Genomic DNA, 20,785 nt, shown 5'->3' on the forward strand with positions numbered 1-20,785 from the left:
GGGTGCTGAGAACGTGATGATTGCCGGTGAGGGTATGCGATACCCCTGGTCTGATTTCGAAGAAGAACAGCGCAGGAACTTTCCGAACGGCGCCCCGGACCCTCTCTACGATAAGACAGGTCAGCTCTTTGGTGGGGTTATTAACCATGATCCGCAGGCTACGGGTATCTATGTTGCTGATCCTCGGTATTATCCTGAGTCACCATTGTATGATCCTGCTCTTGCCTCGAAAGTGCACCTGGTGTATAGTGAATTTACTGAGCCAGACCCTTCTGTATAAGCGTTATGGGGTATATACGCGAATATAAGGATGACTTCATTGTTCCTGTTTTCACTCAGGAGAGCGGGTATTGGCACCGGGCCACGAAGAAGTTTTTTACCGACCCTGATGCTAAGCTCACTTGGTCTCAATAGGAAGGAAATATTTTCCTAGTGGTTTTCCAGATCCATTGTATGACAAGAATGGTATCTGGATAACTGACCCCAACGAGTACCCCGAGAGCACTTCCTACACCGGTGGGAACAGCTAACAACGCACTGATAGCCAAGGAGTAAACAATTTATGGGTTACTACGACGATGGGCGTGGCAATAGCTTCTTCCCCGCTATCTACATCACCGAAGACACAGTACTCAAACGCCAAACTCAAGCCCTGCGCGATCAAGGATGGGCCGTCATCGAAATCCACTGCAAAAACATACTAGCTTCCCAGGACCCGCAAGCAGGAGCCTTAGAAATCATCCGAGCCGTCAACCTCCCGCACAAACTCCCCGATGATAATTACATGACCTGGACCCAAGAAATCATCTCAGACCTCGACTGGCTCGATCTAAGCAAAGGAGTCTTCGTCATCCTCAAAGACTATGACGCTCTCTTCACCCCCTGGAGCGGTCCTGAAGAATTTGAAGCAAAATGGATGGCACGACACCTACAAACCGTAGACAGCAACTTACGGCACCGTCACACCCGGTTCGCCTACGCTGATTACGACCCACCCCACGTACTCTACGCTACAGAAGTGTCCCGCGATAAGCTCGATACAGTCCTCGATTTTTTCGAAGGACACGCCACTATCATCCCTGAGTTTGATGAGGATAACCCAGGAGCAGAATACCCACCTTTTAAAAAATATGTCGATGAGACCCGCAGGAACAGGTTATACGGTATCTCTACCTGGTAACTCGATAGCTTCGGGAAATACAAAAGCCTCAGCAAAAACAGATAGAGCTATATTTTCTGAGCGTCAAGAATCCAGTTTTACGCTTAATGTGGAAAAGCTACTCGGCTCCTTTCCCCGGTACCCGTACAATAGAATTTTGACTAAAAATCTACGCCCAGGAGTCAAGTCACCATGAGCACGCCCGCGCATCACGCCTCTGGTCAGCAGAGCATCCCAACGCCCTATGAGGATCTGCTGCGCGAAATTCTTGATGAGAACCGTGATGCTATTGCCGCCGATGCTCAGCGCAAAGACCGTACGGGCACCGGCACGTTCGGCGTGTTTGGGCGGCAGATGCGCTTCGATCTGCGTGACTCTTTCCCCCTGATTACTACCAAGCGTGTGCACTTCAAATCGGTGGCGGTCGAGCTTCTGTGGTTCCTGCGCGGCTCCTCAAACATACGTTGGCTGCAGGAACGCGGCGTGACTATATGGGATGAATGGGCTGACGAAAATGGTGACCTCGGTCCGGTCTACGGGGTGCAGTGGCGCTCCTGGCCCACCCCCGACGGCGGCACCATCGACCAGATCGCGAAAGTGATCGAATCTCTCAAAACGAACCCGTCGTCACGCCGCCACATTGTCTCGGCATGGAACCCCGCCGAGGTTGATGAGATGGCACTGCCGCCCTGCCACGCCATGTTCCAGTTTTACGTGCACGAGCGCCCTGACGGTGTGAAGGAACTGTCGTGCCAGCTGTACCAGCGCAGCGCCGACATGTTCTTGGGTGTACCCTTCAATATCGCCTCCTACGCCCTGCTGACCTACCTGATAGCCCACGAGGTCGGTATGGAACCCGGCGAGTTCATATGGACGGGCGGCGACTGTCATATCTACTCCAACCACCTGGAACAGGTGAAAAAGCAGCTCGGTTACGGCAACGACCCCGAGGGTAATCCCTATCCCCCGCGTGAGCCCTACCCGTACCCCAAACTCGTTATCAAAACGAAGAAACCATCTATTTTTGATTACGAGTATGAAGACTTTGAGCTCGTCGATTATAAGCATCATCCGGGGATTTCTGCCCCCATCGCGGTTTAGGACAATCGATGCGTGAATATGATTCCTCCTCCCCCGCACGACCGTGCCTCGGCGCTATTTGGGCGCAGACCGATGCGGGTATTATTGGGCGCGACGGCACCATGCCCTGGCGTGCCCCCGAAGACCTTGCGCATTTCAAAACCGTCACCGTGGGTAAGCCCGTCATCATGGGGCGGCGCACCTGGGAGTCTTTTCCACCGCGTTTTCGACCGCTGCCTGAGCGCACCAATATCGTCATCAGCCGCAGTATTACGGGCGATTCAGCCGAACCTCTTAAACGCGATGGCGCGTTTTGGGTTCCGTCGCTGGATGCGGCTCTCACCCTCGCGGGCGACATGCCTTTAACGCCCAACGCTACCCGGCACCCGGATTCACCACATCAGCGAGTTACTGCCTGGATCATTGGCGGCGGCTCCGTCTATGCGGAGGCGCTTTCCCGCGATGATTTACCTTCCTTTGGTCGCGTCGAGATTATCGAACGCACCTTCTTCTATTGTCAGGAAGGTAACGAAATTACGGGCGATACCTACGCCCCCGAACTTGCGGTAGAAGGATTTGTGGCTGCGGACGAACCAGCGCGATGGCGCATCCTGGGTGAAAGTGCCTGGGAAAAAAGCGAGCGCGGCTACCTGCTGGATGCTTCGGGCGGGAAAAATCCCATGTACTACTCATTTCAAACCCTAGCCCGCCTCTGATGTATCTGGCGCGGAAATTCCGTACAACAACGTTCGCCTGTGCGAACGGCAAAGTGTAGTCCCGTTTGTCTGAGGTACATTCGTTCACCTCGCAACGTCTTACGCCAGAGCTCATCACGCCTATCTCGCTTCACCTGGTCTTTCCCATACTGACTAGGGGTTATGACGCTGTTCCACGCGATATGTGGTACACGGGGTAGACTAGAAATTATGAATTTTAATCCCGGTGACTCAGTAGGTTTTGTAGGTTGGCGCGGCATGGTTGGTTCTGTGCTGATGAAGCGCATGCTTGAAGAGAACGATTTCAACGATATTTCTCCCGTTTTCTTCACAACCTCCAATGTGGGCGGTGAAGCCCCCACCTTCGACGGCACGCTTGAACCTTCTACACTGAAGGATGCGTACGATCTGAATGAGCTTCGCCAGCATAAGATTATTGTGACCGCACAGGGCGGTGACTACACGAAAGAGGTTCACCCGAAGCTGCGCGAGTCCGGCTGGGAAGGCCTGTGGATTGATGCCGCTTCTGCCCTGCGCATGAACGATGATGCCATTATCGTGCTCGACCCTATTAACCGTGATGTGATTGACCGCGGGCTCGAATCCGGTGTGAAAGATTTTATCGGCGGCAACTGCACCGTCTCATGCCTGCTCATGGGGCTGGGTGGCCTCTTCAAACAGGGTCTGGTGGAATGGACCACCTCGATGACCTATCAGGCGGCTTCAGGGGGCGGCGCCCGTCATATGCGCGAGGTTCTGGGGCAGTTCCGCGACCTCGGCAATGAGGTGTCTGCCGAGCTTAACGATCCGGCAGCGGCGATCCTGGAGATCGACCGTAAGGTGCTCGCTAAGCAGCGTTCGGGTGAGCTTGATACCGCGCAGTTCGGGGTTCCGCTTTCCGGTTCGCTAATCCCGTGGATTGACTCTGACCTGGGCAATGGGCAGTCCCGCGAGGAATGGAAGTCTGATGCCGAGACCAACAAAATTTTGGGTCTTGAGGGCGGTAACCGTGTGATTATGGACGGTTTGTGTGTGCGTATCGCGGCCATGCGTTCGCATTCTCAGGCACTCACCATGAAGCTGACCGAAGACCTGCCGGTTGCCGAGATTGAGCGCATTATCGCTGAAGATAACCAGTGGGCCCAGGTGGTGCCGAATACTAAGGATGCCACGATGGAGGGGCTAACTCCGGTCGCCGCTTCCGGCTCACTGGATATTCCGGTGGGGCGCATCCGCAAGTTGGCGATGGGTCCGCAGTACATTAGTGCTTTCACGGTGGGCGACCAGCTGCTGTGGGGTGCCGCTGAGCCGGTGCGCCGCATGCTCAAGATCGCGGTCGGAAAGCTCTAAAGTAGTCTTCTCAAAGTACTCGTGGGCGCGGTGTCGTAAGAACGGTTCTGCGCCCACGTATGTTGAGCCTAGCCCACAAGCTTTGAACGATATGCGTGGGAATGAGCAAAACGTTACCTGTACCCGTTTTGGTGAATAGGGTTTCTGGTTGCCCCGAACCTAGCGGATAAGCCTGTGCCCCGCATCCTGATTGAGGATGCGGGGGCACAGGTTCAAAGTAGACAGGTACGTCTTTCAGGCTATACTTTACGCGCAGCCTTCTGGGCTTTTCGTTTTTCACGCCAGGCTACGTAGCGTTGCCAGAGTGAAATCACTAGCTTTTTGAGTCGCTGATTCAGACGATGCGCCCATGCGAACTCGGTTCCCCAGATTCCCAAACCGATAAAGATAAACAGCCAGCCGGGGCCAGGTGTGACAAGCATAATCAGACCGGCAATGAAACAGAAGCCGCCTACGGCAATCACAAGAGGCTTGTAGAGATGTTTCAGCACCGGGTGAGCGTGCATCCGAGCTTTCTTTTTCTCTAGCCACAGGTGAAACTTGCTGGTTTCACTCTCTGTAACTTCATCCTCTAAGGTTTTCACACATCACCTCTTCTCAGGGCGGCTCTCACCTGTGCGTACACGATACATCAACAGCCTAGCACCCGCGCCTGGGAACTCCCTGATAACCTAACATCGTAAAAAATATCTTTTATGACACCCTCACTATCGCGGCGCCAAAAGATTATAGTATTGTTATCACAACACCTTAATAGCGGACAAGGTTTATAAATATTTGATAACAATATGGCAATGTCTTCTATTTTTAGACCTTTTACCTCATATTAAGGAAATGCACCTCTACACACGCAGAGAGAATCATGGAAAAAATTTCCTATACAACAGAATTTACACTCTGGCCGGTTCCCCATGCCCGACCCCTGGTTGATGGAAAGCCAGAGTCGGGTGCGCATCCAGCAGAATATTTGCATCCCGGCAAACTGCATCTTGAAACGAGCGATGATAATTACGTTGATTTATACATCGTTCCTCCCCTTTTTAAACCCGGATATCCCCCGGGATACCAGTTTTATGCCGATCTTATTTTTAGCAATATTTATATTGCACAAGATTTACAGTTTTATTATCGAGCATTTCATGATGAATTACAGTTTGCGGTATCCTCTGATACTATTTGGCAAAATCGCGACCATCAATATGCTGTAGCAATTGTTGACAAAGATTTGAACCTAAGCTGGACTCTGCGCGATTCCGACCCCTTGCGCATGGAATTTATCGAAACCGTTATCAACACCATTCACGCAAGCATGTTCAAGATGCCCCCCATTCTTGCCGAGGGCGAGTATATGGAGTTTATGAATGAGAGGAATATTCTGGACTCCGCTCACCTATGCTGCGGCGATCGTGTTCTTCGCGCGATTGATGTTAAGGCACACACGAATGACCCCGTGCGAGTTCTCACGGAAACCGATTACAGCGCTGTTATACGCGGTACCGTCTATCCCAGTGCCCGGCTCATCTGGAGCGTCCCTCTAGAAGATGCACGTTACTGGCACAACGCCTACAACGTTTTGACTGTTGATCCGGTCATTGGCGCCAAGATCCCCGCCGATGTGCGCGCCATCTTAGAGCATCTGCCCGCCGCGCCCGCCTATACACAGGGACACTCGTAGGTTACTGCGGGTCTTACCCCGCATATCCAATCGGTATTAGATACGTGATGGCCTGCCCGTGGGCCATGAGGTGCTGGCACACTGTCAGGTTTCGCAGGATGCGGTACCGCATCCTGCCTCCACCCGAGATGCCGATAATACACCCCGGGCTCCTCTGCTAGCGTGGGATATTGTCGATACAAATCACGACCGCATGGCGTATATTCGTGCTGTTTTCGAGCGTATCGCCAGGTTCTCGCGGCTAGACAGTGCTGTGCTGCCTGCGGGCGAACACTATATTTCCCGGGACTCTCAGAGGGTTTAAGACTTTATATGACATGTTTAGGTCATTATTACCTTATGTTGATGTAAACTATAGACACGGGAACAAAATTCCCCTTTAGGTACCTAACCCTCGTAACTACCTCCGCATTATCTTAGGCTCCTCATGGCAAAGACCTCTCTGACAGCACGATTAGAAACTCTCCCCTTTACTAAGAAACACACCAAGCTCTTGGGCGTCACCGGTATCGGCTGGGCGCTCGACGCCATGGATGTTGGGCTGATCTCCTTCATCATGGCGGCACTGACCAAACAGTGGGCGCTCTCCCCCACCGAAACAAGCTGGTTAGGCTCCATCGGATTTTTGGGTATGGCTCTCGGTGCCACCGTCGGCGGGCTTCTCGCCGACCGTTTTGGGCGACGCTACGTTTTCGCCGCAACTCTGCTCATCTACGGTTTGGCGACGGGCGCATCCGCACTCGCCGGTTCACTAGCCGTTTTGATGGTTTTCCGGTTTATCGTGGGACTGGGGCTCGGGGCTGAGCTGCCGGTCGCATCCACGCTGATGTCGGAGTTCTCGCCGCGGGCTATTCGCGGTCGCGTGGTCGTTATTTTAGAAGCGTTTTGGGCGCTCGGATGGGTTCTTGCAGCTCTTATCGGCACCTTTATCGTGCCAAACCCAAACGGCTGGCGATGGGCGCTTGCCATTGGCGTGATCCCAGCACTGTATTCGCTGATTATTCGCTGGGGAACACCCGAATCTGTGCGCTTCTTAGAGTCGAAAGGGCGCACTGACGAGGCAGAACGGGTGGTTGCCGAATTTGAGAGCTCCGCTGCCCTCAGCACACGAACTCACGCAGATGAAACCGCCAGCGACAATGCGCCTGAGACTCCTGCCAGCAATGCCCAGGAGGCAACCTCCATCTGGTCGGCTCCGCTGCGTAAACGCACGCTGGCGCTGTGTACCGTGTGGTTCTGTATCAACCTCTCGTATTACGGGGCGTTCATTTGGATACCCTCGCTGCTGAGCGCACAGGGGTTCAGCTTGGTGAAGTCCTTCGCATTCACCCTGATTATGACCCTGGCGCAGCTGCCCGGATATGCAGTGGCCGCCTACCTGATTGAGAGGTGGGGACGCCGCGCCACCCTCGCCGTATTTTTAGCAGGCTCGGCGGGCGCGGCGGTATGCTACGGCCTCTCGCATTCGGATTTCTACATTATCCTCAGTGGGTGCTTCCTCTCGTTCTTCAACCTGGGCGCATGGGGCGCGCTCTACGCCATTAGCCCGGAAGTATTCCCCACCCGGCTGCGCGGCACCGGCACCGGCACGGCGGCCGGACTGGGGCGCATCGCCTCGATTCTGGCACCGCTTATCGTTCCACCGCTCATCTCTTTCGGCGGCACCGGAGTACTGTTCGCTGTTTTCGCGGCGGCGTTCCTTCTTGCGGCAATAACAACCTTCGCGCTGCCCGAAAAGCGCGGGAAATCGCTCTAACGGCTAAAACCTCCAACGCAGGAATGATATGAAACATAGTGTGCCGAGAAGGTGGGAATCTCTCACCTTCTCGGCTTTTATCGGTCGGTCAGGTTCTCGTGAAGTCGCAGAAGACAAAGGGCGTGTAATCCGTGGCATGCCGCAGGCACACACTATGAGGTGCTGGCGTATTTCCGGGTGCCGGTACGTTATGATGACTAAACATCGCGTGTTGCCGCCTCATGATGGTGTACAGGGTGGGGCTCAGTGCGTATCAGATGAGATAAAACGGTCCAGACATCAACCTCAAGGAGCGCGGCATGGCAGACACACCCGCAGTCACCTATATTCCCTGGCCCATAGCCCACACGCCTGCCCCGCTTGAAAACGGCCAGCCGGTCGCAGGAGGCACCCGGCAGAATATCTGGGGCCCGGTGTGCTGCACTATATCGGTTCGGAATTTCACCTGATGGCGGAGCTGAACCCCCAACCTTTCGACCCCGAAAATTCACGGCGCTTTCGGGGCGATCTGGTGCATCGGGACACGTATTTCTCAGGCAATATCACGTTCAGTTTCGAAGCTGATGAGGATTATCTTTACTTTACGGCACACGTTTTTCTGACCTGGCAAGAGCCCTCTGACCGCACGTACGCGCGCGCCCGGGTGGATCGTAATTTCGCTTTTCACTGGGAACAGCACGATGACGATCCGCAGCGCTCGGTCTATATTGAAGCGGTCTTCATGGCACTGTACCGCAGCCTCAGCGTTGAGCATACGGCGCTTGAGGACGGTGAGTTCCTAGACCTGAACGAAGACAAGCGTTACTATTCATACCATATGCGCCAGGGTGACGATATTATTCGGCTGGCGTACGTTACCGACTACAGTTCTCGAACATACCTTGACGTGACGACCGACTACCGGGCAACGGTTTTGAGCTACTGCCACCCTCCGGCGCAGCTGGCGTGGAGCGTTCCGACCGAGGATGCACGCTACACTCTCGAACACACCGACCCTCTCATCTATCCCCCAGAGACCGGGGAAAATATTCCCGAATATGTGCGCCGTGTACTCCCCCACCTGCCGACGGCACCCTATCAGCGAGAGGCCCGCACCTATGTTCCCGCCTCAGGCTATAAGGCAACCTTTACGCCTTGACCTATGACAGTTCAGCAGGGTGGGGATATTCGTGACGCCCAGTATCCGTGGCAGCGGCTTGTGTCCGGGGAATTCCTGATTGAGAGTCGGCAGAACACCCCTTTCAGCATGTACCTGGACGCATGCGAGCCCGATTGGGATTCAATGAAGGGCGACCGCCAAGTCTACGCCGAGCTCATGCCTATCTCGGGGATTATGCCTAACTTGAATCATGCGCGGCCCTGGTTTGGCGTAGATTTTACGCTCGTCATGCGCCGTTGGAATAACCGTTTGGTGTTTGTGGCGGAGCATCTGACCCCGTGGCGTGCCACCGACTGGGAGACCTGCGCCATCGCGATCCTGGATGCTGAAGGGAGCCTGGCCTGGGAGCTTCGCGATGAGGTTGCTGGGCGCGGCGCCTATATCGAGGCACTGGTGGGGCATATTGTGGATTCTCTGGGAACCGAGCCGCCCGTACTCGCCCCGGGCGAAGGAAAGGTTCTCTACGATGATTACGGTCAGGTTTCGTCGGTACACGTCAATACGGGTGAAGCCATGCTGCGGGCGCTCATCACGCATATCTGGTACGGGGTAAACCCGACAACCGGTCAGCGGGCACCGTACCTGTATGAGGCGCGGGTCAAAGATCAGTTTGATGAGGATTCCAGGGGCGGGTTCAGCACGATCGCGTGGAGCTCACCCGAGAAATTCTACTACTGGAGCTGGGATCGGGTGCCCGGGTTCGTGCCTGCGGTAACCGACCCCGAGATTCTGCGCCGCGACGAGGTGGATCTGCTGATTCCGCATCTTCCGGTTGCCCCCGGTGTACCCCCACAGGAGAATGAAGACGATGTAGCGGTGCCGTGGTTTTACGAGGCTTCAGGTGCTGTTTCTGACAATCCTGAGCCGTAAATGCGGGCAGCAAAGTCTGCGCCGAGAACTCGACCCAGATTTTTACCATTCATCGTTAGAAAGGGTTTAAGCCCATGCAGTACATTCTTTTGCTCAGGAGCGTGAACCTGGGGAAGCTGCGCAAGGTGTCGATGCCCGAGCTGAAAAAGCGGCTGGCTGCGCTGGGGTACGAGAACGTCACAAGCTATATCAACTCAGGAAACCTGCTGTTTGTGAGTTCGCGGGATAAAACCACCGTGGCACAGGAGATTACCGAGCTGCTGGCGGAGCATTACGATTTTGAGATTCCTTTCTCGCTTCTCACCGCTGACGAATACCGTGAGGATGCGCACAACCTGCCCGAGTGGTGGAACGAGGACATGCCGCGCCTGGACGCCATGTTTTTCACCATTGATGCTGATCGCGATGCGCTCGCCGCTGAGCTCGAAACGCTGGATGTTCCCGACGAAGTGCTTCACATAGGAACCTGCGCCGTCTACTTCGGTAACTACAGCACGCCCGATTATAAGAAAGCGCAGTACGGCAAGTTTATGTCGAAGAAAGCCTTCGCGAACCAGCTGACCCTGCGCAACGCCAAAACCTGCAACAAGATTCTAGACCTGCTGGATTAACGCCATCCCCGCTAAACCGCGGGCAGATAGGATTTTGACGAGCAGATAACAATCCGCTATCTGCTCGTCAAAATCATATCTGCTCGCGAATATAAATAAATACACTGCCAGTAACTATTCTTGGAATGGATTCAGCAGTCTCACGCCTGTGCGGGCAAAATCATCAGTATTACGCGTGACCAACACCAGATTATGTTGAATAGCAGAGGCAGCAACCCACGCATCGTTTTCGGGAGCGTGGTCAGGGATATGAAGTTTAGCGCAAATTCGTGCTGTATTTTCATCCACAACGAAAGTGCGCTCCGCAAAAGTAGGCTTTACTACATGCTCAAACCACTGACGCAGAACCTCGCCCTGTTGCGGGTCTTTACGTTCTTTCGCAAAAATGCCTCGTTCTACTTCCATCAGCACCACAGCATTGACATACAGTAAATGCTCAGGTGTGTCAGCGAGCCAATCGATCACACTCTGATTAGCCTTACCCGTTCTTATCTTCCGGGTTTCACTGAGGATATTCGTATCAAGCAAATACACGGCTAATCCTCAAAATCTACGGGACGACGCTGAGCACGGCTGCGCGGCTGTAGTTCTAATTCAATATCGGCGGCGTCGAGTGGCATCAAAGCGTCCAAACCACTCCGAACGGATTTAGACTGCAAAGTCTTCTCATACTCGGTATAGGTCATGAGCACGTATGCAGGTTCACCCCGATTGGTAATAATGACAGGGTCAGACTGTGCAGCCTTTTGGGCTTGACTGACGTGTTGATTGAATTCTCGACTGGTCATCACGGTCATAACAGCAACTCCTTATGTAGTGATATATCTACAAAGCATAGGCTAAGCCTTTGAGAATGGCAAGAAAACTTCTGAACTTACAGACCCAACAAACCGCGAGCAGATAGTATTTTGACGAGCAGATAACAATCCGCTATCTGCTCGTCAAAATCCTATCTGCTCGCGGAATTCGCAGGGAATAAGAGGCTGAAGAGTCCTAAATTTTTCCGTTCACCACAACCGGCTCGGGCACCAGCTCAACCCCGAATTTCTCGGCAACACCGGCACGCACGGCGCGGGCAATCGCGAAAATATCCTCAGCGGTGGCGTCCCCACGGTTCGTAATCGCCAGCGTGTGCTTGGTCGAGAGCGAGGCACGCCCGCCCGCGATCTCGCGCGCATCGCCTTCGAGCCCGAAGCCTTTCTCGAACCCGGCGTGCTGAATCAGCCAGGCGGCGGAGAGCTTCACATGCTCCTCGCTCTCCTGCTGCTCGGTTCCGAACACTCCGGTGCGCGTCACTACCGGGAAACGCGGCGCATCCTCAGGCAAAGAATCAAGCACAGACACCGGTACAATCGGGTTTGTGAAGAACGAGCCGGTCGAGAAGGTATCGCGGTCTAAGGCATCCAGCACCATCCCCTTAGAGGCACGCAGCGCCAGCACCTTATCCCGCACCAGTGCGGATTCGGCGCGCTCCCCCACCTGCACGCCCAGGCTCTTCGCCAGCTCGCCGTATTTAATGGGTGAAGACAGGCTGCCGAGCGTGAACTGGAAATCCACGGTCAGCACCACATAGCGCGGCGAGCCGTTCACCATGTTTTGCTTCAGAATTGAATCGCGGTAGCCGAAACGCAGATCGGCGTTCGCAAAAGTCTTGAACTTTCCCGTCTCGCGGTCCCAGGTGCGCACGGACGCAATGAACTCGCTAACCTCCACCCCGTAGGCGCCCACATTCTGCACGGGGGTTGCGCCCACGGTCCCGGGAATACCCGACAGTGCCGCCGGGCCGGACCATTCTTTTTCAATACTCAGCTGCACGAAATCATCCCACACGGTACCCGCCTGCACGCGCACATTCGCGCCACCGCACGCAGGAATGGGCAGCTCCTCAACCCCGGTGGATGCAATATGCACAACGGTACCGTCAAACCCGGCATCAGAAACCAGCAGGTTTGAGCCGCCACCCACGATCAGCACGGGTTCGTTGGCAGCATCGGCGGAGGAAACTGCCTCGACAATCTCGGCTTCAGTCGTGGCGCGGATGTATGTGCGGGCAGGGCCGCCAACTTGGGCGGTGGTGATCTCACTCAGCAGCTTTTCAGTCATGTCTTTAAGAATACCGGTCTGTCACGTTTTATTCCGTTAGGGTCAGCTAAACCTTATGACAGGCCCGCCCCGTAGTCGGAGCGGGCCTGCCATAACTCAACACACAATCACATAGAGTATCGACCACGAACGCACGGGCTAGGCAAATTTCACTACGGCCTGAGTCTTCATCAGAACCTTCTGCTGCCTGCCTTCACCGTCGTCAGCGGTAACGGTAAGGTCGATGCGAGCCGTGCGCGCATCCTCATCCACGGCGCCTACCTTGCCGGTGATCGTCAGCGTATTCGTGGGGGTGTCCGGGTTGTCGCCGCCGGGCGCATCCGGCACCGGTACAGGTTTGGTGAAGCGAGTCTGGTAGTCCACGATTGCACCCGGATCGCCCGCCCAATCGCTCACCAGCTGCACGGCGGTGCCCATCGTGAGCATACCGTGCGCGATCACGCCGGAAAGCCCCACGGACTGGGCAAAACGCTCGTTCCAATGAATCGGGTTGAAGTCACCGGATGCGCCCGCATACCGCACCAGCGATGCACGCGAAATCTCGACGGTTCGGGAACCGACCTCTTGCCCTTTTTCGAGTTCTGCAAAGTTTACGGACATTATTCGCCCTCCTCGTCGGCGCGTACCAGCAGGGATGAGATACAGGTGGTGACGGGTTTGCCGTCAGCATCGGTAATTTCCTCGCGGGTGGTGAGCATGGCGCCCGCGCCCATCACACGCACGGAATCCACATGAACTTCGGTGCGCAATTCGTCCCCCGCCACGATGGGACGGTGATGCGTAAAGCGCTGATCGGCGTGCACCACACGAGAGAAATCAATGCCCGCAGATTTATCGCCGATCAGAGCGGCATCGGCTGCTTGGGACAGGATGATAGCGAAGGTGGGCGGGGCGATCAGGTCTGCGTAGCCTGCGGCGCGTGCCGCCTCAACGTCATGATGCAGAGGGTTTTCGGCGTGTACGGCGCGGGCAAATTCCCGGATCTTCTCGCGGCCAACGGCGTAGGTGCCCTCGGCGGGGTACACGCGGCCCACAATGTCAGGGTTAATACTCATACCCACCAGTCTATCGGGTTGGTACCGTAGCTGCCGCCGCTTACCGCGAACATGAAGGTATCCATGAGCATAGGGAGCGTAGCCTAAAAGGGTACTTTTTCTCGTTCTGAAAGGAGCCATCATGTCTATCACGTTCTCGGTTCTTGATCTTATGCCCACGCGCCCCGATGGTTCTCACGCGCAAACCATGCGCAAGACGGTTCAGGCGGTGCAGGCGGCTGAGCGTTTTGGGTTCAACCGTTTCTGGGTTGCCGAGCATCATAACGCGGGTTCGCTGCTGTCGTCGGCAACGGTCGTGGTGATGGCAGAGCTCGCCGCCGCAACCGAGCGCATCCGGGTGGGTTCGGGCGGCATTATGCTCCCTAACCACGCCCCCTATGTAGTGGCAGAACAGTTTGGTACCTTAGAGGCGTTCCATCCCGGGCGCATCGATCTGGGTTTGGGTCGTGCACCCGGCACCGACCCTATGACCGCGCAGGCGCTTCGTCGCGATAATTCTGCAGCTATGAATTTCCCCGCCGAGGTAGAAGAGATTCAGCGGTATCTGGGTGAGCCCTCCCCCATGCGCCGCGTGCACGCTATCCCCGGGCAAGGGTCCAATGTGCCGCTCTATATTCTGGGGTCATCAACTTTCGGGGCTTCTTTGGCGGCTAAGCTGGGTCTGCCGTTCTCGTTTGCTTCACACTTCGCCCCGGCTGCCCTGCAGGATGCGCTCAATGTCTACCGCAATAACTTCACCCCGTCTCAAACCCTGGATAAACCCTACGTTATTGTGGGCGCAGGGTCGCTGGTTGCCGAAACGGATGAGCAGGCGCAGCATCTTTTCACGACTGCGCAACAGCACGCCCTAGGGATTATTCGCGGGCGTCCGCAGTTTTCTCCGCCAGTCGACGATATGGAAAAGCTGTGGAGTCCTGCCGAGAAACGGCATATCTCCTCAATGCTTCAGGAGGCGGTGGTCGGTTCCCCGCAAACGGTTCAGAGCAAGCTCGAAGATTTGGTTGCCCGCACCGGTGCAGACGAAGTGATTATCACGAGCACGCCGTGGGAGTTTGAAGACCGCATTCGAAGCTACGAATTGCTTTCGGAGCTGCCGATTTTCCAGAAAACCAATTAGACTAACGAGGATTTATCTCACCTCTTCTGAGCGATTTACCACATACTTCTGGCATGTCTTGGCATAAGGTTTATGAGGCTTTACCCTAGATATATAAAATAACTTTTATATATTATTGGTAAGCCCCTTCCCCACACCAAGACATGCCAGAACAACAAAAGGTACGCTCATGAGCTCGGAAGACCAGTATTCTTCTGCCCGCACCCGTTCCCAGAACCCAGACCTGCGTCCGCGAATTGCACTCGCCTTTGGGCTTGCTGCAGCGATTGTCGTAATCCAGTTCGTCGGATCTCTTATGACGGGCAGTCTCGCCCTTCTTACCGATACGGCGCACGCGCTCACCGATGCCTCCGGACTGCTAGTCGCTTTGATAGCGGCGACTCTCGCGCTGAAGCCCGCAACGGCACAACGAACCTGGGGATTCCGACGCATCGAAGTTCTTGCAGCACTCGCCCAAGCCACCTTACTGATGGCGGTCGGTCTTTATGCGGCCTTTGAAGGGATTCATCGTCTCTTCGAGCCTCCAGAGGTACCGGCTTCCGAACTTTTGCTCTTCGGCGTCATTGGTTTGGCGGCAAATATTGCCGGAATCATGGTGCTTTCTGGGCGCCGTGATGCGAACTTTAATATGCGCGCTGCGTTCCTTGAAGTCCTCAACGATGCACTTGGTTCCGTGGGCGTCATCGTCTCTTCACTCGTTATAGTCTTCACCGGCTTCATGCAGGCCGATGCCATTGCGGGCTTATTCATTGCGGCGCTAATTGTTCCTCGCGCGGCAAAGCTCATGCGTGAGACCACCGGTGTACTGATGGAGTTCTCTCCCCAAGGGCTGGATCTTGAAGAAGTGCGTCGCCATATATTGACCGTGCCGGGTGTACATGAGGTTCACGATATACATGCCTCAACCATAGCAACGGGTCTGCCCGTACTGACCGCTCATATCGTTATCGCCGATAAATGCTTCACGAATGGTGAGGCCCTGGAAATCTTGCGGCAAGCCCGAACCTGCGTATCCGAGCATTTCGAGGTATCTATTAGCCACTCGACCTTCCAGCTTGAGAATGCGCTTTTCGGGCAGACAGAACCCGAAGAGACCCAACACCCTTAGATACGTGTGACCCATTTAGCCACCCGAAAGGCACAAACAAAAAAGCCTGCCTCATACGAGACAGGCTTAGCTGAGCCCCGACCGGGAATCGATCCCGGGACCTCCATCTTACCAAGATGGCGCTCTACCACTGAGCTATCGGGGCGTAGCGGTGGACGGGCTCGATCCGTCGACCTCACGATTATGAGTCGTGCGCTCTAACCAGCTGAGCTACACCGCCAGAACATCAACCTTGCAGGCCAATGCGAGAGCCCCGACCGGGAATCGATCCCGGGACCTCCATCTTACCAAGATGGCGCTCTACCACTGAGCTATCGGGGCAACAGATAAAAGTTTACAGTATCCTAAACCACCCGCGCAAATAAGGGTTAGGTGTTCTGTGACACTTTGTTTTAGCCCTAAAAATAGGCGTTTTTACACCGTTTATTCGCGGATGCGCCCACCGGTTTTTCCGTCCACAATACCGGCGGGCGCATCCCGCTTTTATGAAATAACGAAACGCCTTATTTTACGGCTAACTTTCACAGACTAGTAGCGTTTACCGTGTGACTTTCCGCGGCGATCATCCCGACCACCACGGTGATCATCGCGACGGGACCGGAACCCGCCATCGCGGCGATCGTTGCGGCGGAAACTGCGGCCACCGCCTCCCTGAGGCCCCCGATCCTTACGGATGTTGATGAACTCACCGGCAATCTTGGTATCACGCAGACGATCGAAGAAACCCTTGGGCAGGTCTTCGGGAAGACCCACGATCGTGAAGTGCTGGCGAATATCGATCGAGCCGATCTGTGAGCCCTTAATACCGCCCTCGTTTGCAAGCGCGCCCACAATGGCAGAGGCTTTAACCCGAGAGGCGCGGCCCACGTTGAGTTTGTAGTTCACCATGCCTTCGTCGCTGTGGTTTCGCCCCTTCTTGGGCCCGCGTTTGCCGCGGTCCTTGGTGTCGTCGGCGAAAGCGCGGGATTTACGGGCAATATCGTCGTTTTCATCGAGGAAGAAGGCGCGACCTTGCTGTGCAATGACGGCGAGCGCGGCGGCAATGTCTTCTGCCGTGGTGTCGTGCTCGTTTTCATAGTCTTCGATGATCTTGCGGAAGAAGTTTAGGTCTTCCGTTTCGATCGTTTCGGTGATCTGCTCGGCGAAGCGCTGTTTACGGCTGCTGTTCACGTCTTGCGCGGTGGGCATATGCATTGGCTCAACCTTTTGACGGGTTGCCTTTTCGATCTGCCGCAGCATGTATTTTTCGCGCGGAGTTACGAAGAGTATCGCTTCGCCGTCGCGTCCGGCTCGACCGGTACGCCCGATGCGGTGCACATAGGATTCGGTGTCGTGCGGAATATCGTAGTTCACCACGAGGGAGATGCGTTCAACATCCAGTCCGCGGGCGGCTACGTCGGTTGCTACGAGAATGTCGATGCGTCCGTCGCGCAGCGCATCCACGGTGCGTTCGCGCAGCTGTTGGGGAATGTCGCCGTTAATAGCTGCCGCTTGGAAACCGCGTGCTTTGAGTTTATCGGCTACTTCTTCGGTTTCTTTTTTGGTGCGCACGAAGACGATAATGCCGTCGTAGTTTTCGACTTCGAGCACGCGGGTCATGGCGTCAAGTTTGTGGGAGTGCATGACCTGCATGTAGCGCTGGCGGATGTTCGCCCCGGTGGTGGTCTTGGTTTTGACGCGCACCTCGGTGGGGTCGTTGAGGTATTGCTGAGCGATTTTGCGGATCGAGTTGGGCATGGTGGCTGAGAAGAGTGCCACCTGTTTGGCGTCCGGGGTACCTTCGAGAATGGTTTCTACGTCTTCAGCGAAGCCCATGCGCAGCATTTCGTCGGCCTCATCGAGTACCAGGTACTGCAGGTTTGAGAGGTCGAGCGAGCCCTTTTCGAGGTGGTCGATCACGCGCCCGGGGGTACCGACGACTACCTGTGCACCGCGGCGCAGTCCGGCAAGCTGGGGTCCGTAGGGTGATCCGCCATAGATGGGAAGCACGGTGAAGTCTTCCATATGGGTTGCGTAGGAGGAGAAGGCCTCGGCAACCTGCAGGGCGAGCTCACGGGTGGGGGCAAGTACAAGCACCTGGGTGTCTCGGGAAACGCCGTTGATATCGGCAAGTTCTGCCATGCGGGAGAGCGCGGGCAGCGCGAAGGCTGCGGTTTTGCCGGTACCGGTCTGCGCCAGACCCACCACATCGTTGCCGTCGAGCAGCGGCGGGATGGTCTGTTCCTGGATGGGGGAAGGTTTCTCGTAGCCGACTTCTTCGAGTGCAGAGAGCACTCGGGGGTCTAGCCCCAGGTCGGTGAATCGGGTGCCTTCTTCTTCGTGGCTTTCGTGAGTATTGTCTTCAGTATTCTTCTTAGTGGCCGCGTTGTCTTCTCTAGGCTCTGCTGTCATGCTTTCTGCAGCGTCTGCTTTTTCGTTCGCGGGTTTTTCACCGGTTTCTAGGGAAGATTCTTCAACGGTTTTTTCTACAGATAAGGTCTCTTCGGTATTGCCGAGCGTAGCGCCTTGTTCGGTGTTCTCGGCAGGAATATTTTCAGTCACTTTTTCCTCATTTTGCTGGGGTGTTCGGGCGCACGCTTTTCGGCGCCGTTCGGATTCCCCTACACATTCCAGCCACATTCTGCGCGCCTTATTATCAGGCGGGCGAGCAAGACAACGCAACCCGGGCATCCGGTAAGGCGGAGGCACTCAGGGATAGGATTTCTCTACGCTGGGGGTTGGTCTTGAATTTCTCGGTGACACGCAAGTCTCGGCACATCTGGAATGAGGTGCGATGTGTATTGACGCCACGAGGCGGCATAGCATACTGAGTTCGGTGATTTTGAGTTCGGCGCCAAGAATGAGGTTAGTAACCGATTCGACCGGTTGGGGGCGCACAAGACCTGTATCGGGGGTACCCGTCTTTATAAGTGTACCCTACTTTGGTGCGGCAACGCGCCGGATGCGCGCAAACCCCGGTTTTTCGCCGCGGGTTCTAAGCAAAATAGCCCCTTCAGGTCATGGAAACATGGATGTGCAAGGCTATTTCCCCATACTACTGCGCGCTTGCGGAATGCAGCGCGCAGGGCGGTGGGATGGGTACGCCTAAGATATTTTACGCACGACCTCAAGGGAACCGTAAGTACCCACCTGCGCATAGGGGTGCCCATAACGGTCAGCAGCATACTGTGCGGTGTTTTGCGGCGGGTTACCTCCCCACGCTGAGCCGCGCTTATCGATCACCACGTAGTCGGGCGCCGGTTCTCCCGCATGCCCAATCCAGTAGACAGTTCGCCCCGGAATAAGTTGGGTGAGGGTCGAGAGGTCTGCCGCAACGCTTACATCCTGCGGTACCGCCTCAACAGCCTGCATACGGCTCGTTTCGGAGGCCGTCAGCCGGTTGCTGGTGAACGAAGACTTGGTCAAATCGGCAAGCGGCTGGTCGGACGTGGGTGTAACGGTCGGAATAATCGAGACCAGCAGCGCAACCGCCGGGAAGAACCAGAGCGGAACACGGCGGACGGACTGGCGCAGATTCTCGACCCATCCGATGGGTTGATCCCCGGTTTCTGCCGGTTCATCCTCTGATTCTTCGTCTTCCGCAAGCGGCTTCGGATGCGCCAGCACCTTCCCGTACCGCAAGTTGAGGATAACCTCTAGAAGAGCGAGGAAAGCCACGGGCATCAGCACGAGCGAGTAGTGCCAGGTGCTCAGCCAGTACGCCTCCGTATTTGAGAGCAGACGCCACAGAAGCGTGGGCAGAATGACGATAGCGAACGGGCTCGCAACCCAGATGATCGCGCCGCAGAAAAGCAGCAGCAGAATCGTCCAGACCTTCTGGTCATAGTTAAAGATGGTGATCGCAGAACCGAGCGGATCGGCGAAAGCGCCGTATACATCAACCTTATCGCCGTAATCGAACTGCCCGTTGGCGTTAAAGAGCGGAAGAATAAGCGCAACCGCGGCATAAGACCAGAAGAGGCCCCAGAGTATCAGCATGGTTGATTCAGCGGCACCCCGCGTCTTAACCCAGGAATTAAAGGTGTTGCGGATGCGCTCACCCCGCGGCAGCGGTTTATCCTCAGGATTCTGGGGGAAGAGCTCGTCGAGCCCTTTGCGTATCCACCCAGTGCGGACGAATGCGACAATACCGATCATCGCGGCAGTAACGCCCATATCTTCTTTGACGAAGGCAAGCGGGGCAGCCCACAGACAAGCACGAATAATATAGCGGGAGCGTTCATCAGCATTGATGCGACCGGCAAGCACCAGATTACCCAGCGCCCCACACAAGAACGGCAGAGCGAACGCAACCTCATGGAACTGCGCAGCCACCGCCTGCTGCACCCCGTAGCTGAGGGCGAAGGCAGCACCCAGAAGAACACCCACAAAAGTTCCTGCGGGTTCGGGTTTGGCGCTTGAGAGGGCACATGCCCGCTGTGTAAACCGCACCATCATATAGACGCTGGCGGCAATCATAAAATTCTGGACCACTAGAAGCGTCAGCGGCGAGGGGAAAACCGCATACACAGGCCCTAAAAGCACCAGAATAGGATGAAAATGATCGCCCCACAGATTAAAATCGGTCCCCTTAATCTGCACAATTGGCATGTCGAAATGCGAATATGCCTGCGCCATCTGCGTGAAAATCGCAAGATCCCATGAAGGGGTAATCCAGTGCTTAAGCTGCTGAACGGAGTAATAGCAATAGAGGGCAAAAACCGCTAGGGCGAGCATAATCGCCACCAGTACTCTGCCCGCGGTCACCGAACGATGTGCCCCGGTATGTTGTGATGCAGAAGTTTTCGCCGATTTCTCGGTAGGTTCCGAGTCGGGTGCACTCACCTCAGCCGCCATGCGTTTTCCTCGTGTTTGTTGTGTTTGGTGCCCGGTGGCAAGCACACACGTTCTTAAGTCACGCTACGTCGCCGGTGCGCCCGCTCACCTGTGAAATATATAGTTACTACTCAGGGTATCCTATTATTAAACGTTATCCCGAGATCTGCGCTTTTTTTACGCAGTTAACTCAAGATATATCTCACGCGCA

Annotated in this window: 21 protein-coding genes, 3 tRNA genes and 1 pseudogene; 14 read left to right on the forward strand and 11 right to left on the reverse strand. The window is 55.4% G+C overall.

The window, feature by feature from the left end; all coding sequences use genetic code 11:
* From HMPREF2981_RS10960 to asd, 5 genes and pseudogenes are all read left to right on the forward strand, one after another.
* Positions 1-280, forward strand: a pseudogene (locus HMPREF2981_RS10960) (hypothetical protein); the annotation flags it as partial.
* Positions 281-562: 282 nt separating this feature from the next.
* Entirely contained in the window at positions 563-1,180 is a 618-nt protein-coding gene (locus HMPREF2981_RS00620) for a hypothetical protein (RefSeq protein ID WP_004005361.1), read from the forward strand.
* A gap of 171 nt (positions 1,181-1,351) precedes the next feature.
* Complete coding sequence (locus HMPREF2981_RS00625) at positions 1,352-2,260, forward strand: thymidylate synthase (protein ID WP_004005363.1); 909 nt, start codon at positions 1,352-1,354, stop codon at positions 2,258-2,260.
* 8 nt (positions 2,261-2,268) lie between these two features.
* Positions 2,269-2,955, forward strand: a complete 687-nt coding sequence (locus HMPREF2981_RS00630) for a dihydrofolate reductase (RefSeq protein ID WP_004005364.1) — start codon at positions 2,269-2,271, stop codon at positions 2,953-2,955.
* A gap of 210 nt (positions 2,956-3,165) precedes the next feature.
* On the forward strand, positions 3,166-4,305 hold the full coding sequence (asd, locus tag HMPREF2981_RS00635; RefSeq protein ID WP_004005365.1) for an aspartate-semialdehyde dehydrogenase: 1,140 nt from the start codon (positions 3,166-3,168) through the stop codon (positions 4,303-4,305).
* A 239-nt stretch (positions 4,306-4,544) separates the two neighbouring features.
* On the opposite strand, the gene HMPREF2981_RS00640 is transcribed toward asd, so the two are convergent.
* Positions 4,545-4,889 carry a PGPGW domain-containing protein gene (locus HMPREF2981_RS00640; protein WP_004005366.1) on the reverse strand — a complete coding sequence of 115 codons (345 nt, stop codon included), beginning with the start codon at positions 4,887-4,889 and terminating at the stop codon, positions 4,545-4,547.
* A gap of 278 nt (positions 4,890-5,167) precedes the next feature.
* On the opposite strand from HMPREF2981_RS00640, the gene HMPREF2981_RS00645 reads away from it, so the two are divergent.
* The 7 genes from HMPREF2981_RS00645 to HMPREF2981_RS00665 all read left to right on the forward strand — a co-directional run bounded on the left by HMPREF2981_RS00645 (position 5,168) and on the right by HMPREF2981_RS00665 (position 10,376).
* Positions 5,168-5,980: a hypothetical protein gene (locus tag HMPREF2981_RS00645; protein WP_004005367.1), complete on the forward strand. Its 813-nt coding sequence runs from the start codon at positions 5,168-5,170 to the stop codon at positions 5,978-5,980.
* A 70-nt stretch (positions 5,981-6,050) separates the two neighbouring features.
* On the forward strand, positions 6,051-6,284 hold the full coding sequence (locus tag HMPREF2981_RS00650; RefSeq protein ID WP_141756649.1) for a hypothetical protein: 234 nt from the start codon (positions 6,051-6,053) through the stop codon (positions 6,282-6,284).
* 123 nt (positions 6,285-6,407) lie between these two features.
* Positions 6,408-7,736, forward strand: a complete 1,329-nt coding sequence (locus HMPREF2981_RS00655) for an MFS transporter (RefSeq protein ID WP_004005371.1) — start codon at positions 6,408-6,410, stop codon at positions 7,734-7,736.
* Positions 7,737-8,035: 299 nt separating this feature from the next.
* On the forward strand, positions 8,036-8,185 hold the full coding sequence (locus HMPREF2981_RS10965) for a hypothetical protein (protein WP_004005373.1): 150 nt from the start codon (positions 8,036-8,038) through the stop codon (positions 8,183-8,185).
* Positions 8,152-8,874, forward strand: a complete 723-nt coding sequence (locus HMPREF2981_RS10970; RefSeq protein ID WP_004005374.1) for a hypothetical protein — start codon at positions 8,152-8,154, stop codon at positions 8,872-8,874. Before HMPREF2981_RS10965 ends, HMPREF2981_RS10970 begins: the two co-directional genes overlap by 34 nt.
* A gap of 3 nt (positions 8,875-8,877) precedes the next feature.
* Positions 8,878-9,765, forward strand: a complete 888-nt coding sequence (locus HMPREF2981_RS10975; RefSeq protein WP_246825181.1) for a hypothetical protein — start codon at positions 8,878-8,880, stop codon at positions 9,763-9,765.
* Between the two features lie 74 nt (positions 9,766-9,839).
* Positions 9,840-10,376 carry a DUF1697 domain-containing protein gene (locus HMPREF2981_RS00665; RefSeq protein ID WP_004005380.1) on the forward strand — a complete coding sequence of 179 codons (537 nt, stop codon included), beginning with the start codon at positions 9,840-9,842 and terminating at the stop codon, positions 10,374-10,376.
* A gap of 114 nt (positions 10,377-10,490) precedes the next feature.
* On the opposite strand, the gene HMPREF2981_RS00670 is transcribed toward HMPREF2981_RS00665, so the two are convergent.
* From HMPREF2981_RS00670 to HMPREF2981_RS00690, 5 genes are all read right to left on the reverse strand, one after another.
* Entirely contained in the window at positions 10,491-10,910 is a 420-nt protein-coding gene (locus tag HMPREF2981_RS00670) for a type II toxin-antitoxin system VapC family toxin (RefSeq protein WP_048778384.1), read from the reverse strand.
* Positions 10,911-10,912: 2 nt separating this feature from the next.
* Entirely contained in the window at positions 10,913-11,173 is a 261-nt protein-coding gene (locus HMPREF2981_RS00675) for a type II toxin-antitoxin system Phd/YefM family antitoxin (RefSeq protein WP_048778386.1), read from the reverse strand.
* A 196-nt stretch (positions 11,174-11,369) separates the two neighbouring features.
* Entirely contained in the window at positions 11,370-12,479 is a 1,110-nt protein-coding gene (locus HMPREF2981_RS00680; protein WP_037236769.1) for a UDP-N-acetylmuramate dehydrogenase, read from the reverse strand.
* A gap of 138 nt (positions 12,480-12,617) precedes the next feature.
* Entirely contained in the window at positions 12,618-13,079 is a 462-nt protein-coding gene (locus HMPREF2981_RS00685; RefSeq protein ID WP_004005382.1) for a MaoC family dehydratase, read from the reverse strand.
* A complete protein-coding gene (locus tag HMPREF2981_RS00690) occupies positions 13,079-13,534 on the reverse strand; it encodes a MaoC family dehydratase N-terminal domain-containing protein (RefSeq protein ID WP_037231169.1) in 456 nt (151 codons plus the stop codon). Before HMPREF2981_RS00690 ends, HMPREF2981_RS00685 begins: the two co-directional genes overlap by 1 nt.
* A 121-nt stretch (positions 13,535-13,655) precedes the next feature.
* Between HMPREF2981_RS00690 and HMPREF2981_RS00695 the strand changes: the two genes are divergently transcribed.
* Together HMPREF2981_RS00695 and HMPREF2981_RS00700 are read left to right on the forward strand one after the other, a co-directional pair.
* On the forward strand, positions 13,656-14,651 hold the full coding sequence (locus HMPREF2981_RS00695) for an LLM class flavin-dependent oxidoreductase (protein ID WP_004005383.1): 996 nt from the start codon (positions 13,656-13,658) through the stop codon (positions 14,649-14,651).
* Between the two features lie 169 nt (positions 14,652-14,820).
* Positions 14,821-15,759, forward strand: coding sequence for a cation diffusion facilitator family transporter (locus HMPREF2981_RS00700; protein ID WP_004005385.1), 939 nt, complete (start codon positions 14,821-14,823; stop codon positions 15,757-15,759).
* Between the two features lie 73 nt (positions 15,760-15,832).
* Here the strand turns inward: HMPREF2981_RS00700 and HMPREF2981_RS00705 are convergent.
* The 5 genes from HMPREF2981_RS00705 to HMPREF2981_RS00725 all read right to left on the reverse strand — a co-directional run bounded on the left by HMPREF2981_RS00705 (position 15,833) and on the right by HMPREF2981_RS00725 (position 20,595).
* A tRNA-Thr gene (locus HMPREF2981_RS00705) sits at positions 15,833-15,904 on the reverse strand.
* A 1-nt stretch (position 15,905) separates the two neighbouring features.
* Positions 15,906-15,979, reverse strand: a tRNA-Met gene (locus HMPREF2981_RS00710).
* Positions 15,980-16,008: 29 nt separating this feature from the next.
* Positions 16,009-16,080 (reverse strand) — tRNA-Thr (locus HMPREF2981_RS00715).
* A 207-nt stretch (positions 16,081-16,287) separates the two neighbouring features.
* Positions 16,288-18,378 carry a DEAD/DEAH box helicase gene (locus HMPREF2981_RS00720; RefSeq protein ID WP_048753681.1) on the reverse strand — a complete coding sequence of 697 codons (2,091 nt, stop codon included), beginning with the start codon at positions 18,376-18,378 and terminating at the stop codon, positions 16,288-16,290.
* A gap of 465 nt (positions 18,379-18,843) precedes the next feature.
* On the reverse strand, positions 18,844-20,595 hold the full coding sequence (locus HMPREF2981_RS00725; protein ID WP_004005387.1) for a DUF2079 domain-containing protein: 1,752 nt from the start codon (positions 20,593-20,595) through the stop codon (positions 18,844-18,846).
* Between the last annotated feature and the right edge of the window lie 190 nt (positions 20,596-20,785).

Origin of the sequence: Rothia sp. HMSC069C01, from assembly GCF_001814655.1 — a bacterium.
GTDB classification, from domain to species: Bacteria; Actinomycetota; Actinomycetes; order Actinomycetales; family Micrococcaceae; genus Rothia; species Rothia dentocariosa.